This window comes from Acidovorax sp. GW821-FHT10A04 (assembly GCF_059415825.1).
The window spans coordinates 158302-173711 of sequence record NZ_JBWKNZ010000015.1 but is presented as its reverse complement, the minus strand read 5'-3'; the positions used below and the strand labels follow the sequence as shown (position 1 = coordinate 173711).

The 15410-nt window shown below is 67.4% G+C and carries 15 protein-coding genes; 10 read left to right on the top strand and 5 right to left on the bottom strand.

What is annotated here, in order from left to right; genetic code table 11:
- Nucleotides 1-2: 2 nt before the first annotated feature.
- The 6 genes from AC07PF_RS26575 to AC07PF_RS26550 all read left to right on the top strand — a co-directional run bounded on the left by AC07PF_RS26575 (nucleotide 3) and on the right by AC07PF_RS26550 (nucleotide 3828).
- The gene (locus AC07PF_RS26575; protein ID WP_494609423.1) at nucleotides 3-536 is read left to right on the top strand and encodes a hypothetical protein; all 534 of its coding nucleotides are present in this window, start codon (nucleotides 3-5) and stop codon (nucleotides 534-536) included.
- Nucleotides 533-1360, top strand: coding sequence for a hypothetical protein (locus AC07PF_RS26570; RefSeq protein ID WP_494613879.1), 828 nt, complete (start codon nucleotides 533-535; stop codon nucleotides 1358-1360). Before AC07PF_RS26575 ends, AC07PF_RS26570 begins: the two co-directional genes overlap by 4 nt.
- 208 nt (nucleotides 1361-1568) lie before the next feature.
- Nucleotides 1569-2060: a hypothetical protein gene (locus AC07PF_RS26565; protein WP_494613878.1), complete on the top strand. Its 492-nt coding sequence runs from the start codon at nucleotides 1569-1571 to the stop codon at nucleotides 2058-2060.
- Nucleotides 2026-2982, top strand: coding sequence for a hypothetical protein (locus AC07PF_RS26560; RefSeq protein WP_494613877.1), 957 nt, complete (start codon nucleotides 2026-2028; stop codon nucleotides 2980-2982). The genes AC07PF_RS26565 and AC07PF_RS26560 overlap by 35 nt, the downstream gene beginning before the upstream one ends.
- Nucleotides 2972-3535, top strand: coding sequence for a hypothetical protein (locus tag AC07PF_RS26555; RefSeq protein ID WP_494613876.1), 564 nt, complete (start codon nucleotides 2972-2974; stop codon nucleotides 3533-3535). Before AC07PF_RS26560 ends, AC07PF_RS26555 begins: the two co-directional genes overlap by 11 nt.
- A gap of 11 nt (nucleotides 3536-3546) precedes the next feature.
- Nucleotides 3547-3828, top strand: a complete 282-nt coding sequence (locus AC07PF_RS26550; RefSeq protein ID WP_494613875.1) for a hypothetical protein — start codon at nucleotides 3547-3549, stop codon at nucleotides 3826-3828.
- 70 nt (nucleotides 3829-3898) lie between these two features.
- On the opposite strand, the gene AC07PF_RS26545 is transcribed toward AC07PF_RS26550, so the two are convergent.
- The 3 genes from AC07PF_RS26545 to AC07PF_RS26535 all read right to left on the bottom strand — a co-directional run bounded on the left by AC07PF_RS26545 (nucleotide 3899) and on the right by AC07PF_RS26535 (nucleotide 6961).
- Nucleotides 3899-4201 (bottom strand): hypothetical protein, encoded by a 303-nt coding sequence (locus tag AC07PF_RS26545; protein ID WP_494609418.1) that lies wholly within the window; start codon nucleotides 4199-4201, stop codon nucleotides 3899-3901.
- A gap of 297 nt (nucleotides 4202-4498) precedes the next feature.
- Entirely contained in the window at nucleotides 4499-5992 is a 1494-nt protein-coding gene (locus AC07PF_RS26540; RefSeq protein ID WP_007858434.1) for a M12 family metallo-peptidase, read from the bottom strand.
- Between the two features lie 198 nt (nucleotides 5993-6190).
- Nucleotides 6191-6961 carry a hypothetical protein gene (locus AC07PF_RS26535; RefSeq protein ID WP_494613874.1) on the bottom strand — a complete coding sequence of 257 codons (771 nt, stop codon included), beginning with the start codon at nucleotides 6959-6961 and terminating at the stop codon, nucleotides 6191-6193.
- Nucleotides 6962-7182: 221 nt separating this feature from the next.
- On the opposite strand from AC07PF_RS26535, the gene AC07PF_RS26530 reads away from it, so the two are divergent.
- Nucleotides 7183-7587 carry a hypothetical protein gene (locus AC07PF_RS26530; protein ID WP_494613873.1) on the top strand — a complete coding sequence of 135 codons (405 nt, stop codon included), beginning with the start codon at nucleotides 7183-7185 and terminating at the stop codon, nucleotides 7585-7587.
- A gap of 60 nt (nucleotides 7588-7647) precedes the next feature.
- Here the strand turns inward: AC07PF_RS26530 and AC07PF_RS26525 are convergent, their stop codons facing one another.
- On the bottom strand, nucleotides 7648-8421 hold the full coding sequence (locus AC07PF_RS26525) for a hypothetical protein (RefSeq protein ID WP_494613872.1): 774 nt from the start codon (nucleotides 8419-8421) through the stop codon (nucleotides 7648-7650).
- Nucleotides 8422-8685: 264 nt separating this feature from the next.
- Nucleotides 8686-9918 carry an NAD(P)/FAD-dependent oxidoreductase gene (locus tag AC07PF_RS26520; RefSeq protein WP_494613871.1) on the bottom strand — a complete coding sequence of 411 codons (1233 nt, stop codon included), beginning with the start codon at nucleotides 9916-9918 and terminating at the stop codon, nucleotides 8686-8688.
- Between the two features lie 266 nt (nucleotides 9919-10184).
- Between AC07PF_RS26520 and AC07PF_RS26515 the strand changes: the two genes are divergently transcribed.
- The 3 genes from AC07PF_RS26515 (at nucleotide 10185) to AC07PF_RS26505 (ending at nucleotide 15183) form a co-directional block, all read left to right on the top strand.
- Nucleotides 10185-12617, top strand: coding sequence for a PAS domain S-box protein (locus AC07PF_RS26515; protein ID WP_494613870.1), 2433 nt, complete (start codon nucleotides 10185-10187; stop codon nucleotides 12615-12617).
- 252 nt (nucleotides 12618-12869) lie between these two features.
- Nucleotides 12870-14525: a hypothetical protein gene (locus AC07PF_RS26510; protein ID WP_494613869.1), complete on the top strand. Its 1656-nt coding sequence runs from the start codon at nucleotides 12870-12872 to the stop codon at nucleotides 14523-14525.
- 445 nt (nucleotides 14526-14970) lie between these two features.
- Entirely contained in the window at nucleotides 14971-15183 is a 213-nt protein-coding gene (locus AC07PF_RS26505; RefSeq protein ID WP_145698117.1) for a hypothetical protein, read from the top strand.
- The last annotated feature ends 227 nt before the right edge of the window (nucleotides 15184-15410 follow it).

The following is a 15410-nucleotide window of genomic DNA, read 5'->3' as shown; positions in this document are numbered from 1 at the left end:
CCATGAACCTGAACGAAATGGCCCAGCAGGGCGCACCTGAGGCCGATCCCACGACCGGCACCACCGGCGGCAAGCAGCAGCCCACCGCCCAGCAGCAAGCCCAGTTCGACATGCTGCTGGGCCGCGCCCGCCAGATCATGGGCGAGCAGGCGCAGGAGTGGCGCCAAGCGATGGAGGCCGACCCTGTGGAGGCTGCCGTGCGCATGGGCACGCAAACGCTGCGCTTCCTGGCCATGGATTCGGAGAAGGCGGGCCAGCCTGTGGACCCGGCAGTGCTGTTGCATGCGGGGGTGCAATTGGTGAAGGACATCGCGGGTGTCGCCAACGACGCCGGCCTGGTGCCCGACGACCAGCTGGAGCCCTTCCTGCAGCAGGTGATGCAGGAGTCCATCGCCGAGTACATGCGCATGGACGCGGATGAGGGGCTGATGCCATCGCCCGAGCAGTTGCAGCAGCAGGGCGGCCAGCAGCCACCACCAGCACCAGGTCCGCGAGGGATGAATCTCGCGCAGATGGCGCAAGGGGGTATGCAATGAGCTTTTTCGCCAACCTCTTGGGCGGCACGCTGCAGGGTGTGGGCGCCGGCATGTCGTCCATGGCTGCCGATGAAGAAAAACTGCGGGCGCAGCGCGCCCTGCAGCAGCTGCAAGAGCAGCAGACTGCGGAGCGCATGGCCGGGCGTGCTGGTGGTGTGGGCAGCCGCGGAGGCTTCAACCTGATGGAGGAGGCTGCCCGCGCCCAGACGCCTGGGCAGCGGCAGGACCTGGTCAACCGCGTGCGTGCCATGGATGAAGACGCCGGCCTGCGCCTGGCCGACGTGGGCTTTGGCATGCCCGTGATGAACGCGGTGGCACCCACCGCGGGCGACTTTGCCCGCTACGACCGCGCTGGTGACATGGGCGCTGCCCCACCCACCACCACGCTGGAGCGCGCCGCCTACGACCGCGAGAATGGCGCCCAGGCGTTGCAGCGGCTGTACACGCTGTTCCTGGACCCGGGCAAGCTCGACGCGCATGCGCGTGGAGAGCGGCAGTTCGCCCTGAACGACCGGGCCGAAGCCAGCGCCGTGGCGGTGGAGCAGGGCAGCGGCTCGCCCTTCGATGCGGTCGCGGCTTTCCAACGCGGCAGTGCCCCGCAGCCCGAGCGGCCAAGTGTGCGCCCTGGGGCGGAGGCGGCTCTGCAGCCCATGGGCTCCGTCGCCAATGGAGGGACTGGCCCCGGCTCGCTGGCAGGCACCGGCGCCAAGCTGAACCGGCCGCTCTCGTCCGCGCCGCGCGACGGAGCGGTGGTCCGAGATGCCAATGGCCCGCAGTACGTGGTGCGCAATGGCCGGCCTGAACTGCAGGCAAAGGCGCGGTGATGGACTGGTCCCGGTTTGAGCTGTTGGATGCGCCGGGCGTTTTCGACGCAGACGTTGATTGGCCCAGTTCGAGCTTGTGGCGCTGGGGCCGGGCGATGGCGTGCAGCAATCGCCTTCCTCGCGGCCGGACGCGGCGCCCACAGTGCCTGTGAACGGCGGTTGGCGTCCGAGCGCGGCCCGGCCGGGTGATGCCCCTGTGCAATCGATCATGGCGGATGCGCCGCCCGTCGCGCGCAGCATGGCAAGTGCCGCGTCCAAGGCCCCCGCACGCAAGGGCTTGCTCGGCCGCTTGGGCGATGAGTTCACGCAACTGCGCGACGAAGTCTTTGCCGGCGCAACGAACGCCTCCGCCAGCCTGCAGGCCATGAACGCCAGCGCCGCGGCCCACCAGTTGCTGCAGCGCCAGGAGATGCTGGCCCAACTGGTAGGCGAAGGCCGGGGCGACAGCGCCCAGGCGCAGGGCCTGCGCACCTATATCGCGCACGCCTCCCAGCGCCTGGGCGGCATGGCCGCCGACACGGCTGAGGCCGGCGCCCTGGCCGATGCCGCAAGCCGCATGACCACGCGGCCGCAGGTGCGCGCGGTGTTGGAGGCCAAGAGCTTTGGCGAAGCCTGGGAGGTGTTCAAGAAAGACCCCTTTGGCACCCTTTGTCGGTGCAGTCCGCTTGACCGACAAAGGTACGCTGAGCGTGGAGGGTGATCCCCGTGCGCTGGAAACTTTTCGGGGCAAGGCAGGCGTAGACAAGGTGTTCCTGTTTGACCGCAGCCTGTTGGTGGCTCCAGAGCAAGCAGCGCAGGCGCAACGGGCGTTGGCGGCGTTGCCGCTTTCCTTGCCTGGGCGCAACGGCACGGGCGTGCCGCCCGCCGCACCTGTTGGCCACCAGATCATTGAGCTTGCGTCCGGCATGCTTGCTGTGCGTGGCGATCCAGATGCCATTGAGGCGGGGCTGCTCGCAGGTGGCGTGCGCGACGCGAAACGGTTCTCTGAGGGAATGATGGTGCCGGTGCACGAGGCAGCTCTGGCAATGGGTTTGCTGGCGTCACCGGATTTTGCGCAAGCCGCTTCCTTGGATTCCCCACATCCACCAGCACTCCATTCCGTGCTGGCCCGTGAGGATCCCCCTGGAGAACCTCCACCTGCAGGCAATTTGCCGACGCAGCAAGAAACGGATGCTGTCTCCGCGCCATTCCTTGTTGGTAGCAGCAGTCCTCAACTGCGAAATGCCGATGGGCAGTTTGTAAATTTGTTCACGGACCAGCCCGACCCGCGCAGGCTGAAGAGGGGTGAGCTAAGGCAGGGGAGTGATGGCCGGCGGAAAATCCATGGCTCCGGTGAGCCTCTGACAGCAAAAGGAACCTACAACTATGTAATTCAAGGGGGACAGATCTTCGTTGGACTGGCTGGTGGTCAAGAGAAGCAATGGCATATCGACATTGCGCGAGGGCAGCCGGTGGAGTACGCTGGAATAATAAAATTTGGATCAGGAGAGAACAGCAAAGGAACACTTGTTCGATGGACGAATTCATCTGGGCACTACAGGCCGGAGCCGGTAAGATCTGATTGGGCACGAGAATTCAGATTGCCATTCGATAAATTTGAGGATCGTCACGATGACTATTAAGGCGGGTCGAATGTATTTTTCTTCGATCGATGAGATTCGGCGAGCTATTGGGTCTCATGCCATAGATAGTCGAATGGAGAATGGCATTTCCCAATATGTGAACCATGCTGAAAGAGAGTGTGCTTGGGAGTGCCTGGATTTTTTGCTGACGCACGAAGTGTCAAAAGTGAACTCCATGGGACTTCGTGTTTTCAGGCGAGCAGTTCGTGACCGGGTACTGATGCAAAGGGCTCTTCGGCTGAGCTTTCAGGTCACGAGGCTTCCTGAGCTGCGCTACTGGTATCGCCATATGCTCCCACGATTTCCGTGGGCAGCTCTTGAAAGGGATTTGTGGGGTGAAGTCTACCGGCGAGAAGGGGATATTGATTTTTCCATTCATCTTGCTGATTGTTTGAGATTTCTTCCTAATAATAACCGGAATAAAAAAAAGGAAATCATCAATCGATTTGTCCGGCATGTCCTGGAGCGCGTCGAAAAAACCCCTGCCGACAGCCCTTACAGAGGCATGCCAATCATTGGGTTGCTGAAAGGTTCTGCCAAAGCGGTTTCATGAGAGGTGAAGCAGTGAATTTTAAAAAGAAAGATATGGATGGGTTGGCTTCATTTTTTGCGGAGTGGCGCGGTGAAAACGCTTTCTTTGCCGGCTATGTCAATGGCCATGACCGGTTTACCATCGGATTGCAGCGCAGTGGCGGTTCGACGGACTTCATTGGCGTGACATTTGTGCAATTCGTGTATATAAGTGGTCCGGTTCGCTGGTCTGGCTGTGACATCCAATGCGAGATAGTGGCCATGCCAGAAGGAGAGCAAGGGCTGGCCGCTTTGTTCACTGCCACGGCGGTCTGATAAGGCCCTGCCAAGTGCTTGCAGGGGGGGGCGGGCTGGCTCAGGCAGTGCCTGGCGCGGGTAAGGCCTTTTACGCCGCCAGGGGCCGCGCGATGGGCCGGTCGACCTGCGACATGCGCAGTGCGTTGGACACGGTGACGTCCAGGCGGTGGGCCCAGGAGTCGAGGTCGTTCCGTTGGGCGGTGTCGTGCCGCTCGTTCCAGCTGAGTTCGGCCACCAGGCGGTCAGGCAGGTCGAGCACCGCGCGGAATGAGCGGTCGTTGGCCATGAGGGCCCAGTTGAGCAGCACGGCCTGGGCGTCCGTGGAGGCGGATACGCTGGGCGCAAACCTGCAGACGCCGGCGCGGGTGAATTCGAAGAGTGCGGTAATCACGTTGGGTATGCCCCAGTCACTGGGTTGGCCAGGCGTTGTGCCCCGGGGGCCATGGCTCCAGCGGGGCACGGTTGCTCCCCGGGGACTGGCGCGCGCGGGGCGAGCATGTCTGCCCCTGGCAAAACAATGCTTGCCTTGGAACATCGAAAGTGATTGGAGCGCAAATCGCTGGCGGGCGATATCCCCCAAAAAGGGGGCGTCGCCATCTGGCGCCAGAGGCAACGCGGGCCTTGCTTGCTGCGCACGCGCCGTTACCCGCCTTGGCCACAGGCCCGGCGGCGGCGCGCGGTATGGCCCTCAGACGTATTCCAGCCCCGTCTGGCTCAGCCCCACCAGGTTGATCTTGCTGGCAGTGAGGTCTGAGCTGGCCACGGCCCAGGTCAGCGATGCGCCGGTGTAGCTGCCCGATTGGAGCAGGCCCGCCAGGTTCTGCACGGTGGCGGCATCGGCCGCGGTGCCGAACAGGTTGGCGTACAGCAGAGCCACGACCTGCTCGGGCGTGGCGGAGGGGCCGGCCACGGCGGCCAGGGCCAGCTCTGCCAGTTGCTGGGGCGTGGCACCGGATTCGTCCACTGCCTTGATCACGGCACCCACCAGCCCGCGGTTGTTCAGCGCGTTGGAGCCCAGCAGGGTGCTGATGAGGCGCGCGGCGGTGCCGGCGGCCCCGTCCAGGTCCAGTGCCACGGAGTGGTCCGCAAAGCGCACGCGCTCGATCTGCTGAAGGGTGTCGATGCCGTCCAGGCCGGCGCCCTTGTCATTGAGCCGCCAGGTGCCGCTGCCGGTGGGCTGCAGGGTGTAGCCGCCCCGGGCGCCGTGGACCAGCAGGGTGTCCACGCCAGCGGCGCCGGTGAAGCTTTCGCTGGCGGGCTTGCTGTTGAACAGGTCGGCGTCGGCCGTGCCCTGGGTGCCACTGGGCTGGTTGGGGTTGCTGGGCGTCGGTACTGGCTTGGGGGGCGTGGGGGCCGGCGTCGGCGTCGGTGCGGGTGCCGGTGGCTTGGGGGCCGGGGCTGGCGTGGGCGAGGGTGCCGGGGCAGGGCCAGGCGCTGGAGCGGGGGCTGGCGCGGGCGCCGGCGCCGTATCGAAGGTCAGCGTCGGGCCCTTGGTGGAGTTGAATCCGTAGGTGCCCCCCAGGCCATCGCGGCCGTAGAGCCAGTCCAGCGCGAGCAGGTCGTAGGCCTGGAAGGTGGTCTTGGCGGGGCCGGCATGCGTGTACGACATGACGGTGTTGTTGGTGTTGTCCTGCCCCGCGGGCAGGGGGTGCGAGGAGTCGAAGGGGTGCGACAGGCCCAGCGCATGTCCCACCTCGTGCAGCAGCACTTCATAGCCGGCGCCACCGGCCGTGGGCCGGTTGTTGATGCCGGCGTGCTCCACGTTGTCCAGGTAGACCACGGCCTCGATGTTCAGCGAGTTCACCGTCTGGTTGGGGCCGGAGTAGCTGTAGCCATAGCCAGACGATGCCAGGCCCGCGGTGGAGGGGCCCTGCAGGTTGGTGGCGGCGAAGTGCAGGTCTGCCTGGGCCGAGGTGGCGACCTCGGTGAAGACGATGCCGGTGACGGCGGAAGCATGCTGCAGGATCTGCAGAGTGGACTGTTTCTGGTCGGCGTTGAAGCCCGTGACCGCGCTGCCGGTCTTCTTGGTCGCCTCGCTGCCGGCGCTGGCGTCGAAGGTGTAGTAGATCACCTTGCGCCCGTCGGGCCAGAAGTTCCAGATGGGCGTGCCACCCAGCAGGGCATCTGCCTGGGGGTTGCCGGAAAAGCGCATGTTCTGCAGGTCGGAGACGGTAACGGCCATGTCGTTCGGGATGGGTTGGCGTGGAATCGGGCGGCTATCGCCCGGCAAGGGGGCGGGCGAGGCGCGAATCTATCACCGGGGTGTCGCGCGCGCTGTGGCGTGAAACCAAATGTCACGACATGGCGCTGCGCGCCGACAGGCGGTCGCCGGGCGGGGCTGGACGGCGCGTGGCGGACGCGATGCGGGGTGGCTGCGCGCTCAGCGCCGGGCGCACACGTAGATGTACGAGGCGCTGAAATCGCTGGCCTGGTAGGCCAGTGCCAGCGGGTAGCGTGCGCCGGCGGCCGTGTCCAGCGACACCAGGTACAGCGGAAAGCCGCGGTTGGCATAGATGCGGTCGCCGCTGCTGCCCAGGCCGTCGAAGGGCAGGCTGAGGCTGGGGACCGGGATGGGGTTGATACGGGAGGTGTCCACCACCGCCTGCGCTGCCGTGAAGGTGGCGGTGGCGTTGTACGTGGCGCCCGTGTCGCTGGAACACAGGTAGGCGCCGCTGTAGGCCGCGTAGGGGTCGCCCGCGCCGGGCGGGATGGGGTACTCCGCCAGGGTGGCCACCTGGCGGTAGCGGCCGCTGGCCAGCATTTCGAAGAAATCGGTGCCGTAGCCCACGAAGACGGCCCCACCCAGCTGCGCGCGGGTGTTCCAGTTGTTGACCGCGATGGTCTCGGTCGGCTGGCGGATGGTGCGGTACTCGGGGATCTCGCCGCCCGTGTAGGGCACGAAGCCCCGCGTCTCGGACAGCAGGTAGAACTGCCCGTTGTGCAGCAGCACGAAGTACAGCTTGCCCTGGCCGAGGAAGCGCGACTCGGGGCTGACGCTGATGGCGAAGTTCAGTGCCTGCGTGCTGCCGCTGATGGTGGTGGCCACCGTGGTGATCTGGCCGAAGGCGGGCGCGGCGCCCAGGCCCAGTGCCAGGGCGGCGCCAGCCAGAAGTCTGCGCAAGGTACCAGGAAGGGGCATGGTGATGGGCATGGCGGTGTCCGGTTACAGCACATTCAACGCGGTGGCATTGCCGGCGGTTTACGTGGAGGCGCGCATGCTCCTGCTGTCATTGCGGCTGCAGGCGCGCAGTCCATTTTGCGCCTTGCCTGGGCCGTGGAGCGTGCGCTGGGCGCATACTGTGTCAAAACGCGCCTGCCATGGCGCCTGCGCGCTGTTGCCGTTGCCATCCCTTCGACCTGCCGACCGCCACCATGCCCATCCCTTCGACCCCCACCCCTACCCGCCTGCCCACCCCGTTCGAGTCGCTCGCGGGCGTTGCCAAGTTCCTGGGCGCGCAGGAGATGAGCCCGGCCTTCCATGCGCGGCATGCGCAGGCCATCGATGCGGCATGCGCCTTCCTGCAGGAGCTGGTGCGCGACCACCCATCGCTGGACATGGCGTTCAACGCGGCGCTGCCGCTGCCGGTGGTGGACGGCGGCAAGCTGGTGCTGCAGGCGCTGTCGTCCATCCAGTTCGCCGAGCAGAAGCTGCACTGGTTCGACAGCCAGATGAACACCACGCTGCGCGCCCTGGCGCCCGTGGTGCGCGACCCCGCACTGCCCACCTGGATGGCGGAATGCCGCTGGGCGGTGGATGGGGCGGCGGTGAATGTGTAGGGGATTCCCGCCCACGGCCGCTGGCAGGCCGTGGGCAGCGTGCCCGGCGCGCGGCCCTGGTCAGAGCTTGGTGCAGGCGTACATGATTTCGCTGCTGTACGTACTGCCTTGGTAGCCGACCGCCAGACTGTACGAGCCGCCGGACAGCTTGAGCATGACCAGCTTGAGGGGGTAGGGTGTGCTGTGGTAGATGCGGTAGCCGGGCTCCTGGAGGATGGTGCTTGCCGGCAGGCTGTAGGAGTACACGGGGATATTCGACAAGCGGGTCACATCGATGGTGGTGGCGCTGGCGGTGAACGAGGCGGTGATGGAGCCTGAGCGACCGTACTCGTCGTAGCACATGTAGCTGCCGTTGTGTACCGCATAGGGGTTGGTCACGACGGGGGGCGTCGGCGTCGGTGCAGGTGCCTGGGGCAGCGTGGCCACTTGCTTGAACTTGCCATTGTTGATCATGTCCATCACGTCGGTGCCAAAGCCCACGAAGACGGAGGCGCCGGCTTGGGCGGTGGTGTTCCAGCCCTGCACGGTGATGGTTTCGGTGGCCTGGGTGATGGTGCGGTAGGCCGCAGGCTCGCCGCCCGTGTAGGGGATGAAGCCGCGGGTCTCGGACAGCACGTAGATCTGCGAGCCGTGCAGTATCACGAAGTACAGCTTGCCACGTCCCAGGTACTGTGCCTCGGGCGTGATGCGGGCCACCAGGGTGTAGGCGCTCGATGAGCCGCTGCTGGTGGCCGATGCTGTGATGTCGGCGAATGCGGGACTGGCGGCGCCAAGGCTGGCGACGACGATGGCAGCGGCGGCGGCAATTTGCTTGAACGTGCGGGTGAGGAGCATGGCAGTGGTGAACCGAGGTTGCGCCGGCGTGGGCTTCTTGGGGTTGTGGTGGCCGGCAGGTGGTAGAGAGAAAAGCAAAGAAAGATGCGTGCGAAACACATGTGTCCACATGGACACACTTGTATCCATTGGTTTCTTGATTTCAAGGCAATGGAGCGATCACCACAATCGCCAATATGGGTGATGCAGGCAGGCTTCGTCGCCGAGGGCCCTGCCGGGCGCGGAGTAGGGTGGGGGCAGGTGCCGCGCGCGCGGCCGGCGCCGTTACAAAAACCGCTGCGCCAAATAAGGCGCCGGGTCCACGAACGGCGCCTCGCCGCTGATGAGCTCGGCCACCAGGCGCCCCGTGACCGGGCCCAGGGTGAAGCCCTGGTGCGCGTGGCCGAAGTTGAACCACAGGCCCGTGTGCCGCGGCGCTTTGCCCAGCACGGGCAGCATGTCGGCGGTGCAGGGGCGCGCGCCCAGCCAGGGCGTGGCCTCCACGGGCTCGCCCAGGGGCAGCAGTTCGCGTGTGGACTGCTCGGCGCGGCGCAGTTGCACGGGGGTGGCGGGGGCGTCCAGCAGCGCGAACTCGGCCCCGGTGGTCAGGCGCAGGCCGCGCGCCATGGGGGCCAGCATCACGCCGCGCTCGATGTCCAGCGCCGGCATGGTCAGGCTGGGGCCACCGGCAAAGTGGCGGTGGTAGCCGCGCTTGCTGAACAGCGGCAGGCGGTAGCCCAGGCGCGTGGTGAGGGCGCCGGCCCAGGGGCCTAGGGCAATGACGGCGTGCTGCGCGCTGATGCTGCCAGAGTCCACCTGCACGGCCCAGCCGCTGCCCTCCTGCCGCACCGCCATCGCGTCGCCCGTGGCCAGGTGCCCGCCGCGCTGCACGAACAGCCGCGCATAGCGCGCCACCAGCTCGCCGGGGTCGCGCACGGTCCACGGGTCCTGCCAGTGCACGGCGCCGGCCAGCGGCATCTGCAGCACGGGCTGCGCGGCGGCCAGGGCCGCCGTGTCCAGCACCTGGCAGGCCAGGCCGTGCGCTGCCGCGGTGGCCCGGGCCTGCGTGGCGGCCGCGTCGAACACCGGGGCGGTGCGGTACAGCTGCATCCAGCCTTGCCTGTGCACCAGGTCGGCGGCGCCGGCCGCTTCAATCCAGCCGCCATGCTCGGTCAGGCAGTGCGCGATCAGGCGGCTGTAGGCCTGGGCGATGGGCGCGTAGCGCCCAGGCGCCGACGCGGCCCAGTAGCCCAGCAACTGCGGCGCCAGGCGCAGCACGGCGCCCCAGTGGTAGTGGGCGTCGTTGCTCAGGCCGGTGGCGATGCGTGCCAGCGTGGCGATGTTGCGCGGAAAGGCGTAGGGCTGCACGGCCTCGCGCTGGATGATGCCGGCATTGCCGTACGAGGTCTCCTGGCCCGGGGCCTTGCGGTCGACGAGGGTCACGGCGTGGCCGCGCTGCTGCAGCGCCAGGGCGGTGCTGACGCCGACCATGCCGGCGCCGAGAACAATGGTTTCCATGGGGTGATTATTGTGCCGGCCCGCGCCAGGTACACCCACTGCGTTGCGCTGTTTTTCGAACCCTCGATTGCCGTATCGGCAATCGCTGCCCGCGGCCACCGCGCACTGACATTGGCCACTTGCCATGCCACACCAACGCGATACAGTCGGCCCGGATAGGAGCTGTCCTACAAGGCCGGGCGGCAAGACCGGTTACCTTTCCACCACGGACCCGCGCCGCGCAGGGCCGTTTGTGTCGATCCCCGCCCCTGGGACAAAGGTTGCGTATGAGGACGGCTCCCGTTGTATTGAGAGGCCACTGCGCTTGCCGCCGTGTGGAGTACGCCGTGCATGCGCTGGAGTTGGAGGCCGCGGTGTGCTACTGCGAGACCTGCCGCAGGGCCTCCGGCGGTGCCGGCATGGTCTGGGTCGGTGGCGACAGGGGCACCCTGCGCGTGTATGGCGCAATGCACACCTGGCGCTCGTCCGACCACGGGGCTCGCCAGCTGTGCCCCGAGTGCGGCAGCCAGCTGTTTCGCCTGGAGGATGCGCAGCCCGGCGTGGTCGAGGTGGCCGTGGGCACGCTCGACGATGCCAGCGCCATCCGCAGCACGCACAGCGCCTTTGCCAACCAGCGCCCGCGCTGGGATGCACGCATGGCGCTGGGCAGCCAGCCGCTGGCACCGGTGCCCGGCCTGCTGGCCAAGGGCACCCTGCACAGCGAAGCGCCGGGTGGGCCTGCGCGCGACGAGACGCTGCACAGCATGCTCACCAGCACGCAGGACGCCTTCGTCAGCATCGATCCCGGCGGCTTCATCACCGAGTGGAACCCGCAGGCGCAGGCCGCCCTGGGCTGGAGCTACGACGAAGCCATCGGCCGGCCCATGCACGAGCTCATCATCCCCCCCGAGATGCGCAGCGCCCACCTCTATGGCATGGCGCGGCTGCAGCGAACGGGTGAGGGCCCGGTGCTGCGCCGGCGCTTCGAGGTGGATGCGCTGCACAAGGACGGGCATCGCCTGCCGGTGGAGCTGTCCATCGCGCCGCTGCGCATGGCTGGCGGCATTGGCGCCACGGCCTTCATCCGCGACACCAGCCAGCGCCAGGCGGTAGAGCGCGAATTGCGCGCCAACCAGGATCTGCTGCAGCGCACCGGCGAGCTGGCGCTGGTGGGCTCCTGGACGGTGGACCTGCCCGCCAGCACGGTGCACTGGTCGCCCATGGTGCGGCGCATCCACGGCGTGGACGACGACTTCGTGCCCACGCTGCCCGGTGTGGTCGGCTTTTACGAAGAGGGCGCGCAGGAGCGGCTCATCGCCGCCTTCGAGCAAGGCATCGAGGACGGCCAGAAGTGGGAGATCGAAGCCCCTCTGCGCACCCCCGATGGCCGGCGCGTGTGGGCGCGCGCCATCGGCAACACCGAGTACGACGAACACGGCGCGCCGGTGCGCGTGGTCGGCGCGCTGCAGGACATCACCGGCCGCAAGCGGGCCGAGGAATCGCTGCACATGCTCACCCAGATCCTGGAGGCCACGCCCGACTACGTGGTGCAGGCCGACAAGGACGGCCGCGTGACCTACATGAACCCGGCCGCGCGCCAGGCCCAGGGCTACGACGCCGGCTACGACGTCACGCAGCACCGCTTCACCGACTTCAACACGCCCGAGACCACGCGGCGCTACCGCGACGAGGTCATGCCCTCGGTGCACAAGACCGGCGTGTGGATGGGCGAGAGCACCGTGCTAGTGGCCGGCCAGCCGATCGCGGTGGACCATTCGGTGCTGTCGCACAAGGACGCCACCGGCCAGGTGGTGCGCTACACCGCCGTGATGCGCGACATCTCGGCGCAGCAGCGCGCCCGCGCCGACCTGTTTCGCCAGCAGCGCACGCTCAGCTCCATTGCCGAGGCGATCCCGGACGTCATCGCCGTGGTCGACCGCGAAGGCCGCTACGAGTTCGTCAACTCCGCCTTCGAGAAGCTGGTGGGGCCCTCGCGCGCAGAGATCGTGGGCCACAGGATCGGCGAGGTCATGCCCATCCAGGAGCTGCAGGGCAGCATGGCCCACATCCAGAAGGCGCAGGGCGGAGAGCCCACCACGTTCGAGCTCGACCTGCACCTGGGCGGGCGCCAGCGCAACATGGCCATCACCCTGGTGCCCCGCTTGTCGGAAGGCGGCACGCCCGACGGCTTCATCGCCGTGCTGGACGACGTCACCATCCACCGCCAGCGCGAGTCGCGCCTCATCGGCCTGAGCGAGCGCGACGGCCTCACCGGCCTCATGAACCGGCAGGGCCTGGAGGCCTACCTGCAGCGCATACCGATCGGCGAGGCCCACGGCGTGGCCATGCTGTACGTGGACCTGGACCGCTTCAAGCCCGTCAACGACACCTGGGGCCACCCAGTGGGCGACCAGTTGCTGCAGGCCGTGGCCGCGCGCTTCCTGGCGCTGGTGCGGCCCATGGACCTGGTGGCCCGCGTGGGCGGCGACGAGTTCGTGGTGGTGCTGGGCGGCATGCCCAGCCGCGCCGCCGCCGAGCAGGTGGCCGACAAGCTCGTGGCCACCGCCGCCAAGCCCTTCGACCTGGGCGGGCGCAGGGTGCTCATCGGCGCCAGCGTGGGCGTGGCCTTTGCGGGCGACGACGGCTGGCGCGGCCTCATGGAGCGCGCCGATGCCTCGCTGTACCGCGCCAAGGCGGCCGGACGGGGCAGGCGCGCCTGAAATGGCTGGCCCCTGAGTTGCCGCGCCTCGGTGCAGTCAGTGGCCAGAGGCGGCAGGCACCCCCGGGTCACCACCACGCGCCGGGGCTTGTAGCAGCAGCAGCCATGGCGCGCAGGCTTGGCACACGCATGGCGGCGCCTGCAGCACAGTGCTGTGCAACCCCATCCCCTGCTGTTTTGGGTAGCATGGTCGCTACAGTCCAGCCCTTGGTGCCTTGCCACGAAACCCGCGACCCCGACGAAAGACCTGCCCATGCCAGCTGATTCCCATCCCGTCTGCGTGCGGGAGTTTCGCCAGGTTTTGCTGTGGCCCCTGCGCCTGATGCCGGTGCGGGGCTCCGAAGGCCGGCACGCCAAGCCCTGGCAACTGCTGGCGGACATGGGCGAGGAGGCCTCGCCCTGGCGCGAGGTGGTTGACGAATTCACGGGCGACAGCAGCCGCTTTCACGAACGCCATTACAACGAGTTCGTCACCTTTTTGCCCTACGTGCAGCGGTTCCTGTATGGCGAAGGCCGCAGCCAGCCAGGCAGCAGCGCCACCGGCTCGCCGATGCGGGTGTTCCGGCGCAGCGACGTCAGCGCCGTGCGGGCAGTGCTGCGCCCCGGCGACGCGCCGATCATGCTCGACATCGTCCACGTGGACCTGTATTTTTTTCTCGACCTGGACCTGGTGCTGCTCAATGTCGAGGTCAGCGCCCGCGACCTGGCGCTCGACCAGGCGCAGGAGCTGCTGTACCGCTTCGGCCGTGGCTACCCCGCCGGCTGGGATGCGCAGGGCCATGCCCAGCACTGCCTGTACAGCGCCGAGTGGCTGGACGCCGCCGGGCAGGTGCTGGCCCAGTCCGATGCCAACCAGCGCGACCTCTTCATGGCCCATGTCAGCAGCCACCGCGCCCCGCGCATCGCGGCGCACTGGGCCTGGCTGCTGGAGCCGCTGGTGAGCGACCATTCCGAGCGCAGCGGCCCCCTGCGCTACCGCCAGATCGAGTACTACCGCATGCCGCAGCTGGCCTTTCTGGCGCTGGACGACCCGCGCGCACTCAGCCGCAGCGACTTCGTGCGCCTTGGCCTGGTGACCGGTGCCCCCATGTCCGGCGACGGCACCGGCCTGCCCTACGCCGAAGAGTACCTGGACGACTTCGAAAAGCGCTTCTGCTACGACCGCTTCTGGAGCGGCAGCGGCGCCGCCCCCAATACGCGCTACCTGTGCAGCGGCCATTCGCTGCTGGTGCTGGGCGATGCCGGCAGCCCGTTCTATGTCTGCCGCGACCGGGGCGTGCTGGCGCAGTTCAGGCACCAGCATTTTTTGCTCTTCTTGATCGCGCATTTCCAGAAGGCGGCGCTGCTGATGTTCTCGGACCGGCTGGCCGAGGCCCTGAAAGACCTGGACATTGCCGATGCCGCCAGCGTGCGCCGTTTCAAGCGCACCATCCGCGACAGCTTTGCCGGTTTTCTGCGTTTCACGCACCGCTACTGGTTCCACGAAGTGTCCGAACAGGCCCAGGTGCGCGCCCTGTTCCGCATGTGCGCCAACCACCTCGGGCTGGACCCGCTGTACACGGAGGTCAAGGAGCGCATCGGCGAAATGAACCAGTACCTGGACGCCGACAGCCTGCGCCGCCAGGCCAATACCGTCGTGCGGCTCACGGTCGTGACCATCTTCGGCCTGATCGGCACCGTGACCACGGGCTTCCTGGGCATGAACCTGCTGGCCGAAGCCGACGCCCCCCTGGGCCGCAAGCTGGCAATCTTCGCCATCGTGTTCGTGCTGACCACCTCGCTGACCGTCTACACCATGGCCAAGTCCAAACGCCTGTCGGACTTTCTCGACGTGCTCTCGGACGAACGCGCCACGGCCTGGCAGAAGTTCAAGGCGCTGGGGCTGGTGTGGAAGCGTACGGGCGGGTAGAGGAGGGCGGGTGGTACGCCATGGGCCGCAGCCGTTGAACGGCCGGCAGGCACAGTTGCTCTGGCGAATCTACCCGTTCACCGACAAGGGCTTGGCCGCCGGGAAGCTCGACGCGCTTGGCGATTCCAAGTCCCACGAGAGTGGCGGTCCGACGCGGTAAGGGCGTTCTTCCACTCCGCCGCAGAATCCCCGGGCTGCTCCCTTGGTCGTCGGCTGGCTCCATTCGCCCGGCAAATCCGAGTCCCACGAGAGAGGCGGGTCGAGGCGGTACGGCATCACCAGCCCCCCGCACGCTGTCAGCGGTGGAAGCACTGGATCGACCAGTCGTGGGTCCTCGGCCATCGTCAGGCTGTGTAGGTTTTTGAGCGCGTCCATTGGCATCACTGTAGCCGCTGCGGTAGCTCTCTGCAACGAAGCCGCCTTGGCTTGGTGCAGGATTGTGAGGTTGCGCAGGCTGAAGGCCGCCCAGCAACTGCCGCGCCTTGCCCATCTGGTCGAGCCCGACGAGCACGCCGCCCTTGCGCCGCAGCACGGGGTCCACCCCACCTTTGCGCAGGCGCTCTTGCAGTTGTACGGGGTCGCCCCGGACCATCAGCGTGCCGTCGCGTTGCATCTCCATGACGGGCACGGGCTGAGACGCTCCAGCATTCGCCTGTGAGCCATGAACTGTGCGAGGGGCTCTGGCACCCACTGGGCTGGGGCCACCTATGGAACTGCCAGCGGTTGGTGCTTGGGTCGCAGAGGGCGCAAGCTGTGCGGCAGTTCTGGCCCGGGGCAAGGTGGCCGTTGCCGATGCGCGCTGAGACCCCCGATCCGCCTGCGTGCCAACCGGGCCAGCCGACGCAGCGGGTGGGCGGCTGAGAACCTGCTGTGCCAGTGCCGCCT

Excerpts from the sequence above, each read along its gene's own strand:
- AC07PF_RS26575 (WP_494609423.1), top strand. The coding sequence starts at position 3 with ATGAACCTGAACGAAATGGCCCAGCAGGGCGCACCTGAGGCCGATCCC.
- AC07PF_RS26570 (WP_494613879.1), top strand. The coding sequence starts at position 533 with ATGAGCTTTTTCGCCAACCTCTTGGGCGGCACGCTGCAGGGTGTGGGC.
- AC07PF_RS26565 (WP_494613878.1), top strand. The coding sequence starts at position 1,569 with ATGGCGGATGCGCCGCCCGTCGCGCGCAGCATGGCAAGTGCCGCGTCC.
- AC07PF_RS26555 (WP_494613876.1), top strand. The coding sequence starts at position 2,972 with ATGACTATTAAGGCGGGTCGAATGTATTTTTCTTCGATCGATGAGATT.
- AC07PF_RS26540 (WP_007858434.1), bottom strand. The coding sequence starts at position 5,992 with ATGGCCGTTACCGTCTCCGACCTGCAGAACATGCGCTTTTCCGGCAAC.
- AC07PF_RS26535 (WP_494613874.1), bottom strand. The coding sequence starts at position 6,961 with ATGCCCATCACCATGCCCCTTCCTGGTACCTTGCGCAGACTTCTGGCT.
- AC07PF_RS26530 (WP_494613873.1), top strand. The coding sequence starts at position 7,183 with ATGCCCATCCCTTCGACCCCCACCCCTACCCGCCTGCCCACCCCGTTC.
- AC07PF_RS26525 (WP_494613872.1), bottom strand. The coding sequence starts at position 8,421 with ATGCTCCTCACCCGCACGTTCAAGCAAATTGCCGCCGCCGCTGCCATC.
- AC07PF_RS26520 (WP_494613871.1), bottom strand. The coding sequence starts at position 9,918 with ATGGAAACCATTGTTCTCGGCGCCGGCATGGTCGGCGTCAGCACCGCC.
- AC07PF_RS26515 (WP_494613870.1), top strand. The coding sequence starts at position 10,185 with ATGAGGACGGCTCCCGTTGTATTGAGAGGCCACTGCGCTTGCCGCCGT.
- AC07PF_RS26510 (WP_494613869.1), top strand. The coding sequence starts at position 12,870 with ATGCCAGCTGATTCCCATCCCGTCTGCGTGCGGGAGTTTCGCCAGGTT.